The sequence below is a fragment of the Neisseria sp. P0001.S005 genome (assembly GCF_051963715.1).
The window spans coordinates 1-17,629 of record NZ_JBQCTZ010000026.1; the positions used below are offsets into that span (position 1 = coordinate 1).

The following is a 17,629-nucleotide window of genomic DNA, read 5'->3' on the forward strand; positions in this document are numbered from 1 at the left end:
TTTCTTCCAAATGCTTAATGCCTCCAAATCCATCATTCCGGCAGGCAAATCGGCAATATCTTTTTTCGACAATAAAATCAGCTTGTTGGCATTGGCAAACTCGCCGACAAGGGCGGCATCGCCGTCTGTAGCCACGCAGCTTTGGCGGAACAAGTCGGTTACATTTTGGGCATAATCGGCAGCGTTCTGCGGCGAAACGCCTTCATTGCCGCATGCATTCAGGCAGACAGCCAATACAGCGGCAGACAACGCGACGGCTTTAGACATTTCAGACGGCCTTTATTTGTGCTTCAACACCAGCTTGAACACGCCGTCGGCCTCGCTCGATTCCAGCAAAACATGTCCGGTCTGACGGCAAAACGCTTCAAAATCGCCGGGCGCGCCGCCATCGGTGGCCAATACGGTCAGCACTTCTCCTTCCTGCATTTGCGCCAAAGCTTTTTTGGCACGCAAAATCGGCAACGGGCATTTCAAACCAATGACATCCAGAGTTTGTGTATTCATGATGAAAACTCGTCATATTAATCAGAATTAACGTCAATTATACCGCACTTACTTGCACCCCACCCTGCAAGCCCATAAAATAAAGCCGTTTTTCACTTTGGAGCTGTCTATGCGCCGTTTTGCCCTTCTCGCTCTCAGCCTTGCCGCGACTCAAGCATTTGCTTTGGGTTTCAGCCAAAAGGATACGCTGACCAACACGCGTTATCAGGAAAGCCCTGAAGAAGTTGCCGCACGCGAATTTAAAGAACACAAAGCCGAGTTGCCGCCCCTTCCCGATACCCAATCGGGAGATTGGTTCGACCTCTACGTCAACGAAACCTACGGCAAGCAGCCCAAAATCCTGCTCAGCAGCCTGCAAATCATGCCTGCGCCGGACAACAGCATCCGCTACATCTTAAACGTGCGCTCCGACAAAGGCTACGACAACCTCTCCGTCGAAGGCCTCTATTGTGCCCGCACGTCCTTTACTTACAGCAACGACAAGCGTTCGTCTTACAAAGTATTCGCTTACGGCGACACAGTAAACCACCGCTGGATCGAGCCGCGTAAAGGCGATTGGAAGCTGATCGGCAATGCGTTCAGCCGCAACGATGCCCTGCACACCGCCCTGTATCAGGCATTCTGTATCGACGGCATGCCGACAACGGTCGAAGGCTTGGTACAACGTTTGAAAGAACGTGGCAGCCGTCACGGTACAACGCTGACCAACCACGACAAATAAACCGCTTTAATCAACAAAAAGGCCGTCTGAATTTTTTCAGACGGCCTTGTCTTTCAAGACGGCTTAGAATTTGTGATACAAGCCCACAGAAGCGGCTTTTTGTTCAACGCCGCCTTTGTTGGCTGCAGTCAGACGGGTTTTGTTGCCGACTTTCAAATACGCCAGTTGGGCAACTACGCCGGTGCGTTTGCTGAAGGTGTATTGGCCGCCGACAACGACTTGGTCGAATTTATCCACCAATTTCTCGCCGCTGTTCACGCCCTTGGCAGGCCAGCCGTGTGCGTAAGTAATGCGTGGGGTCACATTGCCCAATTTGTAGCCGACAGTTACCGCTGCATCAACCACTTTCACGGCTTCAGATTTGCCTGAATCGGCAGTGATGTCACTACCCTTGTACTCATTAAAACCATCGGTGAAATAGCCTAAATATTCGTTGGCTGTCTCATGGCCTTTGGCATAGTGTACGCCGCCGCCGACAAAGAGATTGTCTTTATCGTAATAAGTTTCAACTTTGGCGATTTGTGCCGCTTTGACTTTGCCGGAATTGTCGGTGTACGCGCCGTTGTAGTGGCCGTAAGCCGCATTGGCAGTAAAGCCGTTTTTAGAGAAGCTCACGCCGCCGGTGTATTGGTCTTTGGCCGCTTTGGTGTGCGTGTATTTGTCTGAAGGATTGCGGTTGTCGCGTGGTGCGTAAGACACGTTGAATTTAAATCCGCCGAAATCCGGGCTGTCGTAGCGTACAGCGGCGTTACGGTTGCCGGTACGGGTAAAGATGCCCAAGCCTGCGGCATTAGTTTTGTACATCCATGGATCGATGGTATCCATTTCATTCAGCATATTGCTGAGTTTACCGGCACGGACCTTACCGAATTTACCTTGCAAACCAATAAAGGAATCGCGATTGGCAAAACCTTGGGAACCGCCGGTAATGGCCGTTTTTTGTTCAACTTGCCAGATGGCTTTCAAATCGCCGCCGAGGTTTTCGCTGCCTTTAAAACCGATACGGGAGGTATTGTCATTGATGCTGGTTGCGGTAGAGCTGGTTTCAGAACCTGCGTCACCTTTGATTTTTACTTGACCAACGGTCACGCTGCTTTTGATTTGACCATACAGAATCACTTCTGCAGAGGCAGCCAGCGGCAAACCGGCAATAACCAAAGCGATAATCGATTTTTTCATTATTCTCTCCAAAACAAAGTTAAAATCTCGTGAAAACACGTATAGCAATATTAATGTTTTCCAACGCTACAAACAACTACTTTCATCTTGATAGACACTTTTATTCATTAGAGTTTAGACTTTTTACAACATTTTCAAATAAAACAGGCCGTCTGAAAAAAATTTCAGACGGCCTCTCCCATTCAAAGTCATGGCAAGGACAATCATCCCTATTATTGTAATCATTTAATCAAAAATGATTGCTTGATAAATGTTTGCCATATATCAACCCAATATTCCCAAATTACCACTATTATTAACTTTCTTCTTATGAAGAAGCTTTTTTATATCAATAATTTATTTGGTATAAATTTTTCCTTTTACCTAATATGAATAAACAGGAGCCCTTATGTTGAACAAACATCTCTTTTTATCTTTGCTAATGGCTGTCTCTACTGCAACGGTATCCGCCGAAACTCATCATGCGCATTGGTCTTACACAGGTGAAAACGATGCTGCACACTGGGGCGATTTGAGTGAAGACTTTGCTGTCTGCAAAACAGGCAAACAGCAATCTCCAGTGGACTTCTCCACAACAAAAGCAGTAAAAGGCAAACAACTGACATACCGTTACAACGTTGCCGACTACAAAGTAGAAAATAACGGCCACACCCTTCAAGTCACGCCGCAAGGCAAGGCCCAAACCATCGTGATTAACGGTAAAACCTATACCTTTAAACAATTCCACTTCCATACTCCGAGCGAACATACTTTCAAAGGCAGACATTTCCCGATGGAAGCGCATTTCGTCCATCAAGCCGAAGACGGTACTTTGGCAGTCATCGGCTCTGTATTTAAACCGGGCAAAAACAATCCTGCCTTATCCGCACTCACTGCCAAAAAACTGAAAGCAGGCGAATCCGTAACGTTAAAAAACTTGAATATCCAAGCCCTGCTGCCTAAAGATAGCAAGTCCTTCCAACTGAAAGGCTCGCTGACAACGCCGCCTTGCAGCGAAAACGTTACCTGGGTTGTCTTAGAAACTCCGGTTCAGGCAGATGCGGCGCAGTTTAAAGCCATGCGCGACATTATCGGCGGCGAAAACAACCGTCCCGTACAACCTTTAAACGACCGTGAAGTCAATGGAGACAAATAACTGCTAAGGCCGTCTGAAAAAAAAGCACCCGGATAACGGGTGCTTTTTCAATCACATCAATCAGGCTTTTTTGTTACCCAACGCGGCTTTCACAAACGCGCTGAACAAAGGATGGCCTTTGCGCGGATTGGAAGTAAATTCCGGATGGAACTGACATGCAAAGAACCAAGGATGATTTGGCAATTCGATGGTTTCAACCAAACGCTCGCGGCCTGCGGATACGCCGCCGATGACCAAACCGGCTTTTTCCAACTGAGGAACATAATTGTTGTTGACCTCGTAGCGGTGGCGATGGCGTTCGCGGATATGTTCGCTGCCGTAGATTTTTGCGGCAAGGCTGCCCGGTTTGAGGTCAACTTCTTGCGCACCCAAACGCATGGTACCGCCCAAATCGGCAGATTCGTCGCGGGTTTCTACGCTGCCGTCGGCAGTTTGCCATTCGTCAATCAGGGCAACGACAGGCGCGGCGCATTTCAAGTCAAACTCGGTAGAGTTCGCACCTTTCAAGCCTGCAACATCGCGGGCGTATTCGATCAGGGCAATTTGCATGCCCAAGCAGATGCCCAAGTATGGTACGTTGTTTTCACGCGCATAGCGTACGGCGGCAATCTTGCCTTCCACGCCGCGCGAACCGAAGCCGCCCGGTACCAAAATCGCGTCCATGTCTTTGAGCATGGAAACGTCGCCATTGCCCTTCTCGATGCTTTCGCTGTCAACAAAGGTAATTTGTACGTCGGTTTCAGTGTGAATACCTGCGTGTTTCAGGGCTTCGATCAATGATTTGTAGGACTCGGTCAAATCAACGTATTTGCCGACCATTGCGATTTTGACGGTATGTTTCGGATTTCGAATCGCGTGAACGATTTTCTTCCATTCGGTCAAATCGGCTTGTTTGACATTCAGTTGGAGCTGCTCGGTAATAATGCTGTCAATGCCTTGGTTGTGCAGCATTTCAGGGCATTCGTAAATACTGTCCACATCGTAACTGCCTACGATGGCACGTTCTTCAACGTTACAGAACAATGCAATCTTACGGCGCTCGTCCGCAGGCATTTCTCTGTCCATACGGCAGATCAGGATATCCGGTTGCAAACCGATGCTCAACATTTCTTTAACGGTATGCTGGGTCGGTTTGGTTTTGATTTCACCGGCGGCGGCAATGTAAGGAACATAGCTCAGGTGGGCAAACAATGTATTGTTGCGGCCGAGCTGGCTGCGCATTTGGCGGATGGCTTCCAAGAAAGGCAACGATTCGATGTCGCCGACTGTACCGCCGATTTCGACAATCGCCACATCATAACCGGCCGCGCCTTCGTGGATACGGCGTTTGATTTCATCGGTAATGTGCGGAATCACTTGTACGGTACCGCCCAAATAGTCGCCACGACGCTCTTTGGCAATCACGTTTTCATAGACTTGGCCGGTACTGAAGCTGTTGCGGCGGGTCATGGTGGCGTTGATGAAACGCTCGTAGTGACCGAGGTCGAGGTCGGTTTCCGCGCCGTCATCGGTCACGAATACTTCGCCGTGTTGAAATGGGCTCATGGTACCCGGGTCAACGTTGATATACGGGTCGAGCTTAAGCATGGTCACGTTCAAGCCACGCGACTCGAGAATAGTAGCAATAGAAGCGGCGGCGATACCTTTACCCAAAGAAGATACAACGCCGCCGGTTACGAAAATAAATTTAGTCATGATGTGATACCCATGTTGGAATGTGTGATTTTAACTTGAAGCAGCATATTCTGGCAAACGGCAAAAGCTTCAGGCCGTCTGAAAATAACGTTTTCAGACGGCCTTATCATACTGTTTCTATATATCAGCGCAGCTCGCGGCGCAGGATTTTGCCAACGTTGGATTTTGGCAACTCGTCGCGGAATTCGATGTCTTTCGGCACTTTATAAGCGGTCAGTTCTTTGCGGCAGAAATCGATCAACTCTTCCTTAGTCAAAGATGGATCTTTGCGTACAACGAAGACCTTAATCGCTTCACCGGTTTTCTCACTTTTCACGCCGATACAGGCGACTTCCAAGACTTTGTCGTTGCCGGCCACCACTTCTTCGATTTCGTTCGGATACACATTGAAACCGGATACCACAATCAAATCTTTTTTGCGGTCAACCAGCTTCAACCAGCCTTTTTCATCCATCACGGCAATGTCGCCGGTTTCCAAAAAGCCGCGTGCATCGATTGCTTTGGCGGTTTCTTCAGGACGGTTCCAATAGCCTTTCATCACTTGCGGGCCGCGCACCCACAATTCACCCGGTTGTCCGATAGGCACTTCTTTGCCGTCTGCATCACGCAATTCGACCTCGGTTGAAGAAACAGGCAGACCGATACCGCCGCTGTAAGCTTCGATATTCAAAGGATTACAACATACGCCCGGACTGGCCTCGGTCAAACCGTAAGCTTCCACAATCGGCGTATCGGTAATTTGTTTCCATTTTTCCGCCACGGCTCTTTGCGTTGCCATACCGCCGCCCAAAGTCAGCTTCAAACGGGAAAAATCGACTTCGGCAAAATCTGGACGGTTGACCATCGCATTAAACAGGGTATTCACACCGATGAATACGCTAATCGGCTCTTTTTTCAATTCACCGATAAATCCTTTCATGTCGCGCGGATTGGTAATCAGGATGATTTTAGAACCGGTATTCGCAAAGATCATCAGGTTCACCGTCAAGGCAAAGATATGATACAGCGGCAACGCGGCAATAACCGTTTCTTTGCCTTCGTGCAGGCTGTTTTTAATCCATTCTTTTGCCTGCAACATATTGGCGCAGATATTGCCGTGAGTGAGGACGGCGCCTTTCGCTAAACCGGTTGTGCCGCCTGTATATTGCAGCAAAGCAGTATCGTCGCGCGTCAACTCGACTGGTTTGAACGAATTGGCCGCACCTTGCTTCAAGGCCGTCTGAAAAGTCACGGTATTGGGAATGCGGTATTCCGGCACCATTTTTTTCACTTTGCGGATGACGAAGTTCATCAACGCGCCTTTAATCATGCCGAACATCTCGCCGACCGACGCGACAATCACATGTTTGATTTGCGTACGCGGCAACACCAACTCCAACGTATTGGCAAAGTTCTCCAACACGACAATCGTTGTCGCGCCACTGTCTTTCAACTGATGCTCCAACTCGCGCGGCGTATAAAGCGGATTGGTATTCACTGCCACCAAACCGGCCTGCAAAATACCGAAAAGCGCAATCGGATATTGCAAAACGTTCGGCATCATAACCGCCACACGCTCACCGCGCGGCAGTTTCAATACGTTTTGCAGGTAAGAAGCAAAATCGGTAGCCAACTTGCCCACTTCGGCATAAGTCAGCGTTTTGCCCATGTTTTGAAAAGCAGGTTTATCCGCGAATTTCTCGACACTTTGACGGAATACGTCGCTGATGGAGCTGTATTGAGAAATATCGATTTCAGAGTTTACGCCTTGTTCATAGCTTTTGAGCCAGAGTTTTTCCATATTGATCAGTCTTTTATTTAGTCGTTTTTTGAAATCGAGGCCGTCTGAAAGGCTTTATTTCAATCCGCCGCTTCGTTTTCAGATGGCCCTTTTATTAAGCAGTAATAATGACAGGCTTGTCGGTGGACATGATGATACCGCCGCCCAAGCACACATCGCCGTCATACAGTACCGCAGATTGTCCGGGGGTTACCGCCCATTGCGGCTCGTCAAAGACAAGCTCGACGGTTTCATCATCCAAGTAACGCAACGTACAAGGTGCGTCAGCCATACGGTAGCGCGTTTTGCAGGTATAGCGTCCTTCTTTCGGACGTTCGGGCAATGTGAAGCTCAAATCGTTCATCACCAGGCTTTGTGTATAAAGCAAAGGATGGTTATGACCTTGGACGACAATCAGTTCGTTTTTAGTCAAATCCTTGGCCGCGACAAACCATGGCTCGCCTGCGCCGCCGATACCCAAGCCTTTGCGTTGGCCCAGCGTGTAAAACATTAAGCCGACGTGTTCGCCGACTACTTTTCCTTCAGGGGTAACCATTTTGCCATTATTGGTCGGCAGGTATTTTTGCAGAAATTCGCGGAACGGACGTTCGCCGATAAAGCAAATACCGGTACTGTCTTTTTTGGTTGCAGTCGGTAATTTGAATTCTTCGGCAAGACGGCGGACTTCAGGCTTTTCTAACTCGCCCAATGGGAAAATCGCGCGCTCAAGTTGGAAAGGTTTGAGGCGGTACAAGAAATAGCTTTGGTCTTTGTTTTGATCCAAGCCTTTGAGCAGGTAATGCACGCCGTTGCGAACTTCTTTGCGGGCATAGTGTCCGGTGGCAATGGTATCGGCGCCCTGCTCAATGGCATAATCCAAAAAGCATTTGAATTTGATTTCGGCATTGCACAAGACGTCCGGGTTTGGCGTGCGGCCTGCGCTGTATTCTTTGAGGAAATAGGCAAATACATTGTCTTTATATTGCGCGGCAAAATTGACGATGTCGATATCGATACCGATGATATCGGCAACGGCAATGGCATCAAAGGAGTCTTGTTTGATGCTGCAATATTCGTCGTTGTCGTCATCTTCCCAGTTCTGCATGAACACGCCGCTGATTTGATGGCCTTGCTGTTTGAGCAGGGCCGCGGTAACAGATGAATCGACGCCGCCGGAGAGGCCGACGATGATGTTTGTTGGTGTGTTAGTAGTATTCATGAGGGGAATGTGGGTTTCAAATGCATTTTTTAAAGCGTGATTTTAGCACATTTTGATTTAACGACAGAAAAGGCCGTCTGAAAGCCTAATGACTTTCAGACGGCCTTTATATGAAAATTCAAGCAATTAGTGTTGATGCGCGCCACCGTGACCATGACCGTGACCGTGATCCATGCCGGATTGCGGTGCGGTTTTCACTTCCAGTTGTACGGTTTGAGGTTTGGCATTTTTGAATTTCAGGGTAACAGGTACTTTTTCGCCTTCTTTCAGCGGTTTTTTCAGACCCATGAACATAACGTGGTAGCTGCCTGGTTTCAGTTCGGTTACGCCTTTTGCTTCCAGCGGGATGCCGCCTTTAACTTCGCGCATGCGCATAACGCCGTTGTCGTTCACGTGAGTGTGTACTTCAATGCGTTCTGCAACAGGGCTGCTGCCTCCTACCAAGAAGTCTTGTTTGGCTTCATCGTTTTGGATTTTCATGAATGCGCCACCCATTTTCATACCTTCAACGGTAGAACGTGCCCAACCGTCTTCAATATGGATACCGGCTGCAGATACGGAAGTTGCCAAGCCTGCCAGAATCAGGGTTGCCATTAATTTTTTCATGTTTTGCTCCTTATGTTTGCCAAATGGCTGGGATATACAGCCTTCATCTTACAACCGAAGGCCGTCTGAAAACTTTGATATAGATTAAGTAATACTATCTAATCCTAATGAATTACCATATTACCACATTTCTAAGCAGTTAATGCAACAATCCAAACAATAAATAACATTAACAAAGCCATCAGTTGCGCGGCCGAACCGGCATCTTTGGCACGCTTGGCCAGCTCGTGTTTTTCAGTAGAGGTATGGTCAACAGCTGCCTCGATGGCGGTATTAAACAATTCGGTAATCAGTGAAATAAACGATGCGACAACAAGCACCATTTTGGTGACCGGGCCGAAATCAAGGAACAAAGCCAAGACAATTAAAATCAGGTTCAGCCAAAAAACTTGGCGAAATGCGCTTTCATAACGATACGCGGCAGCCAGTCCGTCTTTGGAATAACCAAACGCATTGATAATGCGCTTGATACCGTTTTTTCCTTTTTTCTCGGAAGCGTAGGAAGATGGTTTCATCATATACTCAACATAAAAAGGCCGTCTGAAAAAAACGGTCGGATCAATTTTCAGACGGCCTTTGGATTTATTGTTTTGCCCAAGATGCCACGACATCTGCGAACATGGCGGCAACGTCGAAATCTTTTTGCTTCATGATTTCTTGGAAGCCGGTCGGGCTGGTTACGTTGACTTCGGTCAGGTTGCTGCCGATGACATCCAAACCAGCAAGCAAAATACCGCGGTGCTTCAATTCAGGCGCAAGGGTTTCTGCAATCTCACGGTCGCGCTCGCTCAACTCCTGCGCCACGCCGCGGCCACCGGCAGCCAAGTTGCCGCGTGTTTCGCCATTTTGCGGAATGCGCGCCAAAGCATACGGAACAACTTCCCCGCCGATAATCAGAATGCGCTTGTCGCCATGTACGATTTCAGGAATATAACGTTGCGCCATGATGGTGCGTGAATCAAGCTGCATCAGGGTTTCCAAAATACTGCCGATATTGGGATCGGATTCGGTCAGGCGGAAAATGCCCATACCACCCATGCCGTCCAAAGGTTTGATGATGATGTCGCCGTGTTCTTTCAAAAAGGCACGGACATCGGCGGAACGTGTGGTAACCAAAGTCGGCGCGGTAAACTGGCTAAAATTCAAAATCGCCAATTTTTCATTGAAATCGCGCATTGCTTGCCCGCTGTTAAACACTTTCGCGCCCTGCTGCTGCGCCAACGTCAAAAACTGGGTCGCATACAGATATTGCATATCAAACGGCGGATCAGTGCGCATAATGACCGCATCGAAATCTTTTAAGGCCGTCTGAACTTTTGCCTCTGCTTTAAACCATTCATGATCGTCATCGTTCTTCGCGCCGACAAACTCAAATGCCGCTGCCTGAGCCACCACCAAGCCTTCACGGACGGACAATTCTCCGCTCAAGGTATGAAAAAGCTGCCAACCGCGCTTTGCCATTTCACGCATCATGGCGTAAGTAGTGTCTTTATAGGTTTTAAAACTTGCCATCGGATCGGCGATAAACAGGACTTTCATCAAAATTTCCTTGTAAACAGACAATATAATCATACCTTGTATTCTGCCTGCCTGAAAAGGTGGCAAAATATAGAAAAGGCCGTCTGAATTCTATTTTCAGACGGCCTAAGACTTTTAGGCAGCTGCCAAATGCAAGAGTTCGGCGGCATGGCTGCGTGTGGTATCGGTAATGATTTCGCCACCCAGCATACGCGCGATTTCCTCAATGCGCTGATGATGGTTCAAGACGCTGATTTCGCTGACGGTTTGTTCGCCTTCGCTATGCTTGCGCACCTGCCAATGGTTTTCACCGCAAGAGGCAACTTGAGGAAGATGGGTTACCGCCAAGACTTGATGTTTTTTACCTAAGGCACGCAAAGCTTTACCGACCATTTCAGCGACGCCGCCACCAATACCGGTATCCACTTCGTCAAAAATTAATGTCGGCACTTGCGTGTATTGGCTGGCAACCACTTGCAAAGCCAAGCTGATACGCGCCAATTCGCCGCCGGAAGCTACTTTGTTCAAAGGTCGGGATGGATTGCCTTTATTCGCCGCCACTTGGAATTGCACCTGCTCCAGACCATGTGCGGTCGGCGAAGAAGGTAACAAGACGATGTCAAAACGTGCGCCTTTCATGGCCAAATGCTGCATATGCTCGGTGGTCTCTTCGCCCAAACGGCCAGCAGCCTGATGGCGCATGGCGGAGAGAATATGCGCGGCTTCGTGGTATTCGGCAAGATTGCGTGCGACTGTATTTTCTAAGACTTCCAAATCGGCAGCCGCTTGCAGGTTTTGCAGGCGCTCGTCGATTTCTGCCAACTTTTGCGGCAACTCTTCCGGCTCAATGCGGTATTTGCGCGCCATGCTCATCAATTCGCCCATACGGCTTTCTTGTACGGCCAATTCATTAGGATCGATATCGCTGCGACCGGCCACATCGCGCATATTGGCACTGATTTCCCCCAACTCAGCTTCAATACTTGCCAACATATTCAAGCTCTCGGCAAAGCGCGGTTCAATGTTTTGCAGATTGCCCAGCAGTTTTTGGCATTGGTAGATTTGACGTTGGATGCCGTTGTCCCCGTCTATACTGTCGCCTACTTGTTCGGCGGTTTGCAGCAACTCGGCCGAATGCACCAGGTTGTCGTGGCTTTGGCTTAAGGTTTCCCATTCATTGGGTTTAAGCTCCAATTGGTTCAATTCATTGAACTGCCATTCCAAACGCTCGCGTTCGATGGCCATGGTTTCTGCCTGCTCTTGCGCTTCTTGTAATGCCTTTTTCGCATTGACCCAATTCTGATAAAGCTGCTTGACTGTTTCTGCCTGCTCTTTGCTGCCGGCAAACGCATCCAACAGCTCACGCTGTGCGGACTCTTGATTCAATGAGTGATGGGCATTTTGGCCGTGAATATCGATTAACTGCTCGCCGATGGCTTTCAGTTGCGCCAATGTTGCAGCCTGATTATTGATATAACTGCGGCTTTTACCCTTGGCATCGATAATACGGCGGATGCTGAGCTCTTCCGCATCTTCTTCCAAAAGGCCTTGCTCCTGCAGCTGCGCTTTCAGTTCGGGCAAACCGCTGATGTCGAACAAAGCCGACAACTGCGCTTCTTTGGCGCCGCTGCGCACTTGGCTGTAATCGGCCTTATCGCCCAACAATAGGCCAATCGCATCCAGAGTAATCGATTTGCCTGCACCGGTCTCGCCCGTCAATACGGTAAAGCCGTTTTGAAAATCAAGATTCAGGTTTTCAACAATGACAAAATCACGCAAAGAAAGTGCCAACAGCATTGTAGTATTCCTTAGTAAATTATCCGCACCTATGCGGAATAGCTTTAGATAAGCTGATTATAACTAAGATTTTTTATAGTTTGAATCAGATTTTTCTTATAATTTATCTAAGATATTTATTTTAAACAAATTATTTTTTAAGCAGGCAATAAAAAGGCCGTCTGGATATTGCCACATGTTCAGACGGCCTAAATTTATTTTACTCTGCCAGCTCTACTTGTTCATGCCCCATCAATTCCTGCCCCACTCCGGCAAGCAGGTTCAGATAACGCTCATACTGCTTGAGCATATCGGCAATCAATTCTTTTTGCGTCATATATTGCACATCGTATCCATCGCGCCCATCCGAGAAATACGTCAACGGTATGAACGCTGCCGCATATTTGAAATGAGGTAGGCTGTCTTCACGAATCAACTGGTCGGTAATTTCCTGCTTTACGGATTTAATCCCATAGACAAAATCCCTTACCGTCCCTTTATGTACCACCAGCTCCACCGACGTCTCATCCTGTTGCAACAGGCAACGGATTTCTACGTCCATATTGTATTTTTCGGTCAATTCGTCTTTCAATTCCTGCATTGCCGGAAGCGCCGTATTTTTCATAAATTTGATGATATCGACTTCCTGCGTCTGATTCATCATTTGGCCAAGGCGTTCCCTCCAATGATCGCCCGACCAGAAAATACTGCCCGGATTGACGGCGGTTGCAAAACATTTGGCATCGTTGTTCAGGGCTTTCCACAAAGAAACCATCATAAAAATCATCAACACAGCAAACGGCAGAGACGCAATCAGAGTCATGGTTTGCAAGATGGGCAAACCGCCGGCACCCAGCAACACAATGGCCACAGCCGAAATCCATACGCCCCACATAACATCATGATGTTATACAACAATAAAGGCCGTCTGAAACACGATTGTTTCAGACGGCCTTTACATTCAAATCAGTTAATCAGTCTGCTTCCTGATTCAACTGCTTCTTCAGCCTCCTCATCGCCTGTCGGCGGCGTTTCCATCAAATCAGGCAACACCAGCTCGCCCAATTCAGTCAGCGGCGGCAATTCTTCCAAACTTTCCAAACGCAAATCGCTTAAGAATGTTGCCGTTGTCGCCCACAAAGCCGGACGGCCGACAGAATCACGGTGGCCGATGACTTCAATCCAGCCTCTATCCTGCAAGGTTTGCATGACATTTTGCGACACCGCCACGCCGCGTATGCCTTCGATATCGCCACGCGTTACCGGTTGCTGATAGGCAATAATCGCCAGCGTTTCCATCACGGCGCGGGAATAACGCGGCGCGCGCTGCTCTTGCAGGCTGCCCAGTCGTTCAAATGCGGCTTGGGCGATTTGGAAGCGCCAGCCCTCATGGGTATGCACCAGTTGCAAAGCCCTGCCCTGCCAACGGGCCTTCAGTTGCGCCAATACGTCAATCAGCTTGTCTTGCGACAACGGCGGCACGCACAATTCGCGCATGGCTTTTTCGTTTAGGGGTTCGATTTGCGTCAACAGCGCCGCTTCAATCAGCGCATCGGGAGAAAGTTTTTCAGTCATAATAAAATCAATGTTCAGACGGCATAAACAGCCAAAGGCCGTCTGAAAGACAATATGGTCAACGGTTTGTTACGCGCTCAAATGCGCTTTCAGTTTTTCTTCGTCCAAAAACCAATGGCAGATTTCGGTATCGCCATCCAGCAAAACAGGCACCAGCTCATTGTACTTTTCTTCTAAAACCGGATCTTCATCAACATCGACAATATCCAGCTCAAATCCAAACTGCTCCTGATAAGGCTTTAATTGTTCGCGCATTTTGTGGCACAGGCTGCAATATTCCCGAAACATCAAGGTCAGTTTCATGGCGGTTACTCTCGGAGGGACAAAAGCGGCCATTGTATAGCAAAATGCCTCCAAACCATACAGGCATGACAAAGGCCGTCTGAACAGGCGCGAAACGAAATCAAGGATTTCTGTCACGCCTTCAGACGGCCTTTGTGTATATTCTAAAATTAAGACTGAACGTTGATTCCGGCAGTCACGGTATTTTGGGCACTGCTTGCAGTCAAAAATGACGCTGCCAATTCGCCGCAACAACCGCAACAAGTCGCTACACCTAATTGAGCCTGCAAATCGCTCATGGTGGTTGCACCGGCGGCGATGGTCTCTTTGATGTCGTGGTCAGTAATGGCATTGCAGATGCATACGAACATGATGTGCTCCAATTATTTTGTTACCCTCTGTAATTGAGAGTAGGATTTATTCTTAAACGTAAATATAAATAAAAACGGTTTGCATTGCAATATTGACACAGCCCTTTTACTTTGAAATTTTTCTATGAAATTTTATATTTTGATTGATATTTTATAATTCTGAAGTTTGATAAGCTTTCAGACGGCCTTAATAACAAAAAGCGGCATCTTCGAGATGCCGCCTTTATTTATGAACGGGAATGGTGTTCATCGACCATGTTTTTCAAACGGATATTGGCAACATGGGTATAAATCTGCGTGGTGTTGATATCGGAATGTCCCAACATCATCTGGACTGAGCGCAAATCGACGCCGTGATTGACCAAATGCGTGGCAAAAGCATGGCGCAAACCGTGCGGGCTGAGCGAAGCAATACCGGCCGCTTCGGCATATTCTTTGACTATCATCCATGCAAGCTGACGGCTGATGCCGCTGCGTTTTTGGCTGACAAACACTTCGTCGCAGATTTTGTTTTTCAGCAACAACGGGCGTGATTCGTTGCAATAGCGTTCTACCCAATATGCCGCCTCCTGTCCCAATGGAACCAGACGCAATTTGTCTCCCTTGCCTATGGTACGGATACTGCCGCGATGTAAATCGATATCGCTGAGCGTCAATTTGACGGCTTCGGTCACGCGCAAGCCTGTTGCATACATGACTTCGAGCAAGGCTTTGTCGCGCAGTCCGTGCGGCGTTTCCACATCCGGCGCAGCCAGCAGCGCATCGATTTGGGCTTCGGTAATCAGCATGGGCAGTTTGCGTTCCGATTTCGGCGCTTTGAGAAAACGGGTGGGATTGTCTGCTCTTTGGCCCGTTTCTTCCAGCCAGCCGTACATGCGCTTGCAAGCCGACAAGGCCCGTGCTTGGGACGTGCTTTTTTCCCCCTCCGCATACACGGCATCAGACAGGGCAAATTCATCGGCACTCAACCAATCCTGCCCGTCCTCGGCCAAACGCGCCGCAACTTTAACCAAATCACGGCGGTAACTTTGCAGCGTATTGTGGCTGAGCCTGTCTTGCAGCCAAAGGGATTCAAGCAGCTTGTCTATTAAATCGTCCATATTCATCAAACTGTATTGAAAGGCCGTCTGAACGGCATGACTTTACATCCGTTCAGACGGCCTTAGGTTTTCAAGGTTCTATTAAGAAGCTTGAGAGATTGTATCCAGCACTTCCTGCGCGTGTCCGGCCACTTTGACTTTGCGCCACTCATGGGCGATTTCGCCGTTTTCGTCCAGCACAAATGTGCTGCGCTCGATGCCGAGGGATTCTTTGCCGTAAAGCTTTTTCAGCTTGATCACGTCAAACAGTTTGCAGACGGTTTCTTCTTTGTCGCTCAACAGTTCAAACTGGAAGCCTTGTTTGGCGCAAAAATTCTGATGCGATTTGACACCGTCGCGCGAAATGCCGACAACGGTATAGCCCAATGCTTTGAATTGCTCCAATCGAGCATTGAAATCTAAGCCTTCGGTGGTACAGCCGGGCGTGCTGTCTTTAGGATAAAAATAGACAACCAACGGCAAATGTTCGGCGGAGTTAAAATCGCTGCCGGAAGAAGATGGGAGTGTGAATTGATATTTTGACATATTATTCCTTTCAGACGGCCTAAACCTAGCCTGCGTTTATTTTTCGCTTAAATTCAAATAACTGCGCGTACCTTGAAAATCTTCCAATGCGCGCAACAAAAGCTGGAAGTGGTCGTCATTGCCAGCCAAATCCAACTCATCGGCATTGACGGTCAGCAAAGGTGCGCTTTGATACAAATGGAAGAAATGGCTGTATTCGTCATGCACCCGTCCCAAATAGCCTTCGGGAAACAAGCTGATAATGCCTTCGTGACGTTTTTGCAGGCGTTTGCGGTTGTTTTCGACGGCGGTTTGCAGATAAATCACCACATCAGGTTCCGCGTATTGCGGCAGAATGCGTTGCTTCATATCGGCAAAAAGCTGCTGCTCGTCATCATTCAAAACGATAGGCGTAAAAATACGGTCTTTTTCCGGCAGAAAATCAGCCACAACCATTCCGCCTTGCGCGCATTGTTCTTCAATAATATTCACGCTTTCAGCGCGGCGCGTCAGGAAGAAAAGTTCGGCAGCCAAGCCATTATTGGAAACATTGCTATAAAACTTCATGAGAAACGGATTGTGATCCGGGTTCTCCGACAACAGCAACGCGCTGAAATGCTCTGCCAAGCGGCGGCTCAAAGCGGTCTTGCCGCTACCGATGGCGCCTTCGACAACAATATAACGAGGATTCATAGTAACTCTTTGTAATGTGTTTCCCAACAATATTTTATAGCAAAAAAGGCGTGTCCAACACGCCCTTTCTTGTTTTCGTCCGTTTTTCAGACGGCCTTTATTCTTTCAGCAGGCGAATACCCTGCCCGCCCAAAGCCTGAGCCAAATCAGCCGCACGGCCATGCTCGCCCAACTCGAAATCCGGAAGGATTTCAGCCAACGGCAACATAACGAAACTACGTTCATGCGCGCGCGGATGCGGCAAGGTCAGATGCGGGTCATCGCTACGAATACCGTCAAAATCGATAATGTCCAAATCCAAGGCGCGCGGCGCATTACGGAAGGTACGTTCGCGCCCAAATTCGGCCTCGATGCGGTTTAACTCTGCCAACAGCGCTACGCCGTCCAATGAAGTTCTCACAGCACACACGGCGTTCACAAAATCAGGCTGATCATCATAGCCGACCGGCGCAGTCAGATACAGGGAAGAAGCCTTTTCGAGCCGGATATGCGGATGCGCGGCCAATTCGGCCAAAGCAGCGCGAACCTGTTCGGCCGGATTGGCAAGATTGCTGCCCAAAGCGATAACGGCAAAATGCGGATACATTTCAGACGGCCTCTTTTAAAACGGCAGCGTTTTGGTTTTGGCTAGGAAAACAATCGTGGCAACACACGACATGGACAAAACGTAGACAATATAGAATTTCGGCGAACGCGGACGCGAACGCATCATAATCATGCCCAACACAATATAAACCAGCAACAGCAGGATTTTCATGCCGAGCCACGGCGCATTGAACGGCGAAAAATGGGTAATCTTCATCAGCCACAAGCCGGTAAACAGCAACATGGTGTCGTTCAAATGCGGCATGGCTTTCCAAATGCCTGCCAACGGCTTCTCAGGATGACGCCAGAGCAGGAAAAAACGAATGTTGAACAACAGGATGGTGATGGCAACGAAAATCTGATGGCTGTATTTTACAAACAGATATTGCATGGCAGTTTCTTATGTT

19 protein-coding genes and 2 pseudogenes are annotated in these 17,629 nt (G+C 48.5%); 2 read left to right on the forward strand and 19 right to left on the reverse strand.

Going from position 1 to position 17,629, the window contains the following annotated elements:
• Positions 1-267: pseudogene (locus ACTHSP_RS05540) on the reverse strand (NMCC_0638 family (lipo)protein); the annotation flags it as partial.
• Positions 268-279: 12 nt separating this feature from the next.
• Positions 280-504 (reverse strand): sulfurtransferase TusA family protein, encoded by a 225-nt coding sequence (locus tag ACTHSP_RS05545; RefSeq protein ID WP_003681929.1) that lies wholly within the window; start codon positions 502-504, stop codon positions 280-282.
• A gap of 109 nt (positions 505-613) precedes the next feature.
• Here ACTHSP_RS05545 and ACTHSP_RS05550 point away from each other — a divergent pair, with 109 nt between their 5' ends.
• Complete coding sequence (locus ACTHSP_RS05550) at positions 614-1,225, forward strand: CNP1-like family protein (protein ID WP_440345781.1); 612 nt, start codon at positions 614-616, stop codon at positions 1,223-1,225.
• 63 nt (positions 1,226-1,288) lie between these two features.
• On the opposite strand, the gene ACTHSP_RS05555 is transcribed toward ACTHSP_RS05550, so the two are convergent.
• Positions 1,289-2,404, reverse strand: a complete 1,116-nt coding sequence (locus ACTHSP_RS05555) for a porin (RefSeq protein ID WP_063076390.1) — start codon at positions 2,402-2,404, stop codon at positions 1,289-1,291.
• Positions 2,405-2,792: 388 nt separating this feature from the next.
• Here ACTHSP_RS05555 and ACTHSP_RS05560 point away from each other — a divergent pair, with 388 nt between their 5' ends.
• The gene (locus ACTHSP_RS05560; protein ID WP_049329908.1) at positions 2,793-3,539 is read left to right on the forward strand and encodes a carbonic anhydrase family protein; all 747 of its coding nucleotides are present in this window, start codon (positions 2,793-2,795) and stop codon (positions 3,537-3,539) included.
• Between the two features lie 60 nt (positions 3,540-3,599).
• Here ACTHSP_RS05560 and ACTHSP_RS05565 read toward each other — a convergent pair whose 3' ends face one another.
• The 16 genes and pseudogenes from ACTHSP_RS05565 to ACTHSP_RS05640 all read right to left on the reverse strand — a co-directional run bounded on the left by ACTHSP_RS05565 (position 3,600) and on the right by ACTHSP_RS05640 (position 17,613).
• Positions 3,600-5,234 (reverse strand): CTP synthase, encoded by a 1,635-nt coding sequence (locus ACTHSP_RS05565; protein ID WP_049350648.1) that lies wholly within the window; start codon positions 5,232-5,234, stop codon positions 3,600-3,602.
• 124 nt (positions 5,235-5,358) lie between these two features.
• Positions 5,359-7,014, reverse strand: a complete 1,656-nt coding sequence (locus tag ACTHSP_RS05570) for an AMP-binding protein (RefSeq protein ID WP_049350649.1) — start codon at positions 7,012-7,014, stop codon at positions 5,359-5,361.
• A gap of 94 nt (positions 7,015-7,108) precedes the next feature.
• On the reverse strand, positions 7,109-8,212 hold the full coding sequence (gene mnmA, locus ACTHSP_RS05575; RefSeq protein WP_049350650.1) for a tRNA 2-thiouridine(34) synthase MnmA: 1,104 nt from the start codon (positions 8,210-8,212) through the stop codon (positions 7,109-7,111).
• A gap of 126 nt (positions 8,213-8,338) precedes the next feature.
• Positions 8,339-8,818 carry a copper chaperone PCu(A)C gene (locus ACTHSP_RS05580; RefSeq protein WP_049350651.1) on the reverse strand — a complete coding sequence of 160 codons (480 nt, stop codon included), beginning with the start codon at positions 8,816-8,818 and terminating at the stop codon, positions 8,339-8,341.
• 131 nt (positions 8,819-8,949) lie between these two features.
• A complete protein-coding gene (locus tag ACTHSP_RS05585; RefSeq protein WP_049350673.1) occupies positions 8,950-9,333 on the reverse strand; it encodes a diacylglycerol kinase in 384 nt (127 codons plus the stop codon).
• 67 nt (positions 9,334-9,400) lie between these two features.
• A complete protein-coding gene (gene gshB, locus ACTHSP_RS05590) occupies positions 9,401-10,357 on the reverse strand; it encodes a glutathione synthase (RefSeq protein WP_049350652.1) in 957 nt (318 codons plus the stop codon).
• Between the two features lie 114 nt (positions 10,358-10,471).
• Positions 10,472-12,133 (reverse strand): DNA repair protein RecN, encoded by a 1,662-nt coding sequence (recN, locus tag ACTHSP_RS05595; RefSeq protein ID WP_049350653.1) that lies wholly within the window; start codon positions 12,131-12,133, stop codon positions 10,472-10,474.
• Positions 12,134-12,332: 199 nt separating this feature from the next.
• Positions 12,333-13,010, reverse strand: a pseudogene (locus ACTHSP_RS05600) (BCCT family transporter); the annotation flags it as partial.
• A 68-nt stretch (positions 13,011-13,078) separates the two neighbouring features.
• On the reverse strand, positions 13,079-13,687 hold the full coding sequence (gene scpB / locus ACTHSP_RS05605; RefSeq protein ID WP_049350655.1) for an SMC-Scp complex subunit ScpB: 609 nt from the start codon (positions 13,685-13,687) through the stop codon (positions 13,079-13,081).
• A 69-nt stretch (positions 13,688-13,756) separates the two neighbouring features.
• Positions 13,757-13,990, reverse strand: coding sequence for a glutaredoxin family protein (locus ACTHSP_RS05610; protein WP_036472354.1), 234 nt, complete (start codon positions 13,988-13,990; stop codon positions 13,757-13,759).
• Between the two features lie 149 nt (positions 13,991-14,139).
• Complete coding sequence (locus tag ACTHSP_RS05615; protein WP_003681978.1) at positions 14,140-14,340, reverse strand: (2Fe-2S)-binding protein; 201 nt, start codon at positions 14,338-14,340, stop codon at positions 14,140-14,142.
• A 227-nt stretch (positions 14,341-14,567) separates the two neighbouring features.
• Positions 14,568-15,446, reverse strand: a complete 879-nt coding sequence (xerD, locus tag ACTHSP_RS05620; protein WP_371464633.1) for a site-specific tyrosine recombinase XerD — start codon at positions 15,444-15,446, stop codon at positions 14,568-14,570.
• Positions 15,447-15,521: 75 nt separating this feature from the next.
• Positions 15,522-15,965 carry a peroxiredoxin gene (locus ACTHSP_RS05625; RefSeq protein ID WP_003683206.1) on the reverse strand — a complete coding sequence of 148 codons (444 nt, stop codon included), beginning with the start codon at positions 15,963-15,965 and terminating at the stop codon, positions 15,522-15,524.
• Between the two features lie 36 nt (positions 15,966-16,001).
• The gene (locus tag ACTHSP_RS05630) at positions 16,002-16,637 is read right to left on the reverse strand and encodes a deoxynucleoside kinase (RefSeq protein WP_049350657.1); all 636 of its coding nucleotides are present in this window, start codon (positions 16,635-16,637) and stop codon (positions 16,002-16,004) included.
• A 97-nt stretch (positions 16,638-16,734) separates the two neighbouring features.
• Complete coding sequence (folK, locus tag ACTHSP_RS05635) at positions 16,735-17,223, reverse strand: 2-amino-4-hydroxy-6-hydroxymethyldihydropteridine diphosphokinase (protein WP_049350658.1); 489 nt, start codon at positions 17,221-17,223, stop codon at positions 16,735-16,737.
• A 15-nt stretch (positions 17,224-17,238) separates the two neighbouring features.
• On the reverse strand, positions 17,239-17,613 hold the full coding sequence (locus ACTHSP_RS05640) for a SirB2 family protein (RefSeq protein WP_049350659.1): 375 nt from the start codon (positions 17,611-17,613) through the stop codon (positions 17,239-17,241).
• Positions 17,614-17,629 lie beyond the last annotated feature (16 nt).

Bases quoted from the DNA above. Each gene is read 5' to 3' on its own strand.
- ACTHSP_RS05585 (WP_049350673.1), bottom strand. From the start codon at position 9,333: ATGAAACCATCTTCCTACGCTTCCGAGAAAAAAGGAAAAAACGGTATC.
- ACTHSP_RS05570 (WP_049350649.1), bottom strand. From the start codon at position 7,014: ATGGAAAAACTCTGGCTCAAAAGCTATGAACAAGGCGTAAACTCTGAA.
- gshB (WP_049350652.1), bottom strand. From the start codon at position 10,357: ATGAAAGTCCTGTTTATCGCCGATCCGATGGCAAGTTTTAAAACCTAT.
- scpB (WP_049350655.1), bottom strand. From the start codon at position 13,687: ATGACTGAAAAACTTTCTCCCGATGCGCTGATTGAAGCGGCGCTGTTG.
- xerD (WP_371464633.1), bottom strand. From the start codon at position 15,446: ATGAATATGGACGATTTAATAGACAAGCTGCTTGAATCCCTTTGGCTG.
- ACTHSP_RS05565 (WP_049350648.1), bottom strand. From the start codon at position 5,234: ATGACTAAATTTATTTTCGTAACCGGCGGCGTTGTATCTTCTTTGGGT.
- ACTHSP_RS05640 (WP_049350659.1), bottom strand. From the start codon at position 17,613: ATGCAATATCTGTTTGTAAAATACAGCCATCAGATTTTCGTTGCCATC.
- ACTHSP_RS05545 (WP_003681929.1), bottom strand. From the start codon at position 504: ATGAATACACAAACTCTGGATGTCATTGGTTTGAAATGCCCGTTGCCG.
- ACTHSP_RS05625 (WP_003683206.1), bottom strand. From the start codon at position 15,965: ATGTCAAAATATCAATTCACACTCCCATCTTCTTCCGGCAGCGATTTT.
- ACTHSP_RS05615 (WP_003681978.1), bottom strand. From the start codon at position 14,340: ATGTTCGTATGCATCTGCAATGCCATTACTGACCACGACATCAAAGAG.
- ACTHSP_RS05560 (WP_049329908.1), top strand. From the start codon at position 2,793: ATGTTGAACAAACATCTCTTTTTATCTTTGCTAATGGCTGTCTCTACT.
- ACTHSP_RS05630 (WP_049350657.1), bottom strand. From the start codon at position 16,637: ATGAATCCTCGTTATATTGTTGTCGAAGGCGCCATCGGTAGCGGCAAG.
- folK (WP_049350658.1), bottom strand. From the start codon at position 17,223: ATGTATCCGCATTTTGCCGTTATCGCTTTGGGCAGCAATCTTGCCAAT.
- recN (WP_049350653.1), bottom strand. From the start codon at position 12,133: ATGCTGTTGGCACTTTCTTTGCGTGATTTTGTCATTGTTGAAAACCTG.
- ACTHSP_RS05555 (WP_063076390.1), bottom strand. From the start codon at position 2,404: ATGAAAAAATCGATTATCGCTTTGGTTATTGCCGGTTTGCCGCTGGCT.
- ACTHSP_RS05550 (WP_440345781.1), top strand. From the start codon at position 614: ATGCGCCGTTTTGCCCTTCTCGCTCTCAGCCTTGCCGCGACTCAAGCA.
- mnmA (WP_049350650.1), bottom strand. From the start codon at position 8,212: ATGAATACTACTAACACACCAACAAACATCATCGTCGGCCTCTCCGGC.
- ACTHSP_RS05580 (WP_049350651.1), bottom strand. From the start codon at position 8,818: ATGAAAAAATTAATGGCAACCCTGATTCTGGCAGGCTTGGCAACTTCC.
- ACTHSP_RS05610 (WP_036472354.1), bottom strand. From the start codon at position 13,990: ATGAAACTGACCTTGATGTTTCGGGAATATTGCAGCCTGTGCCACAAA.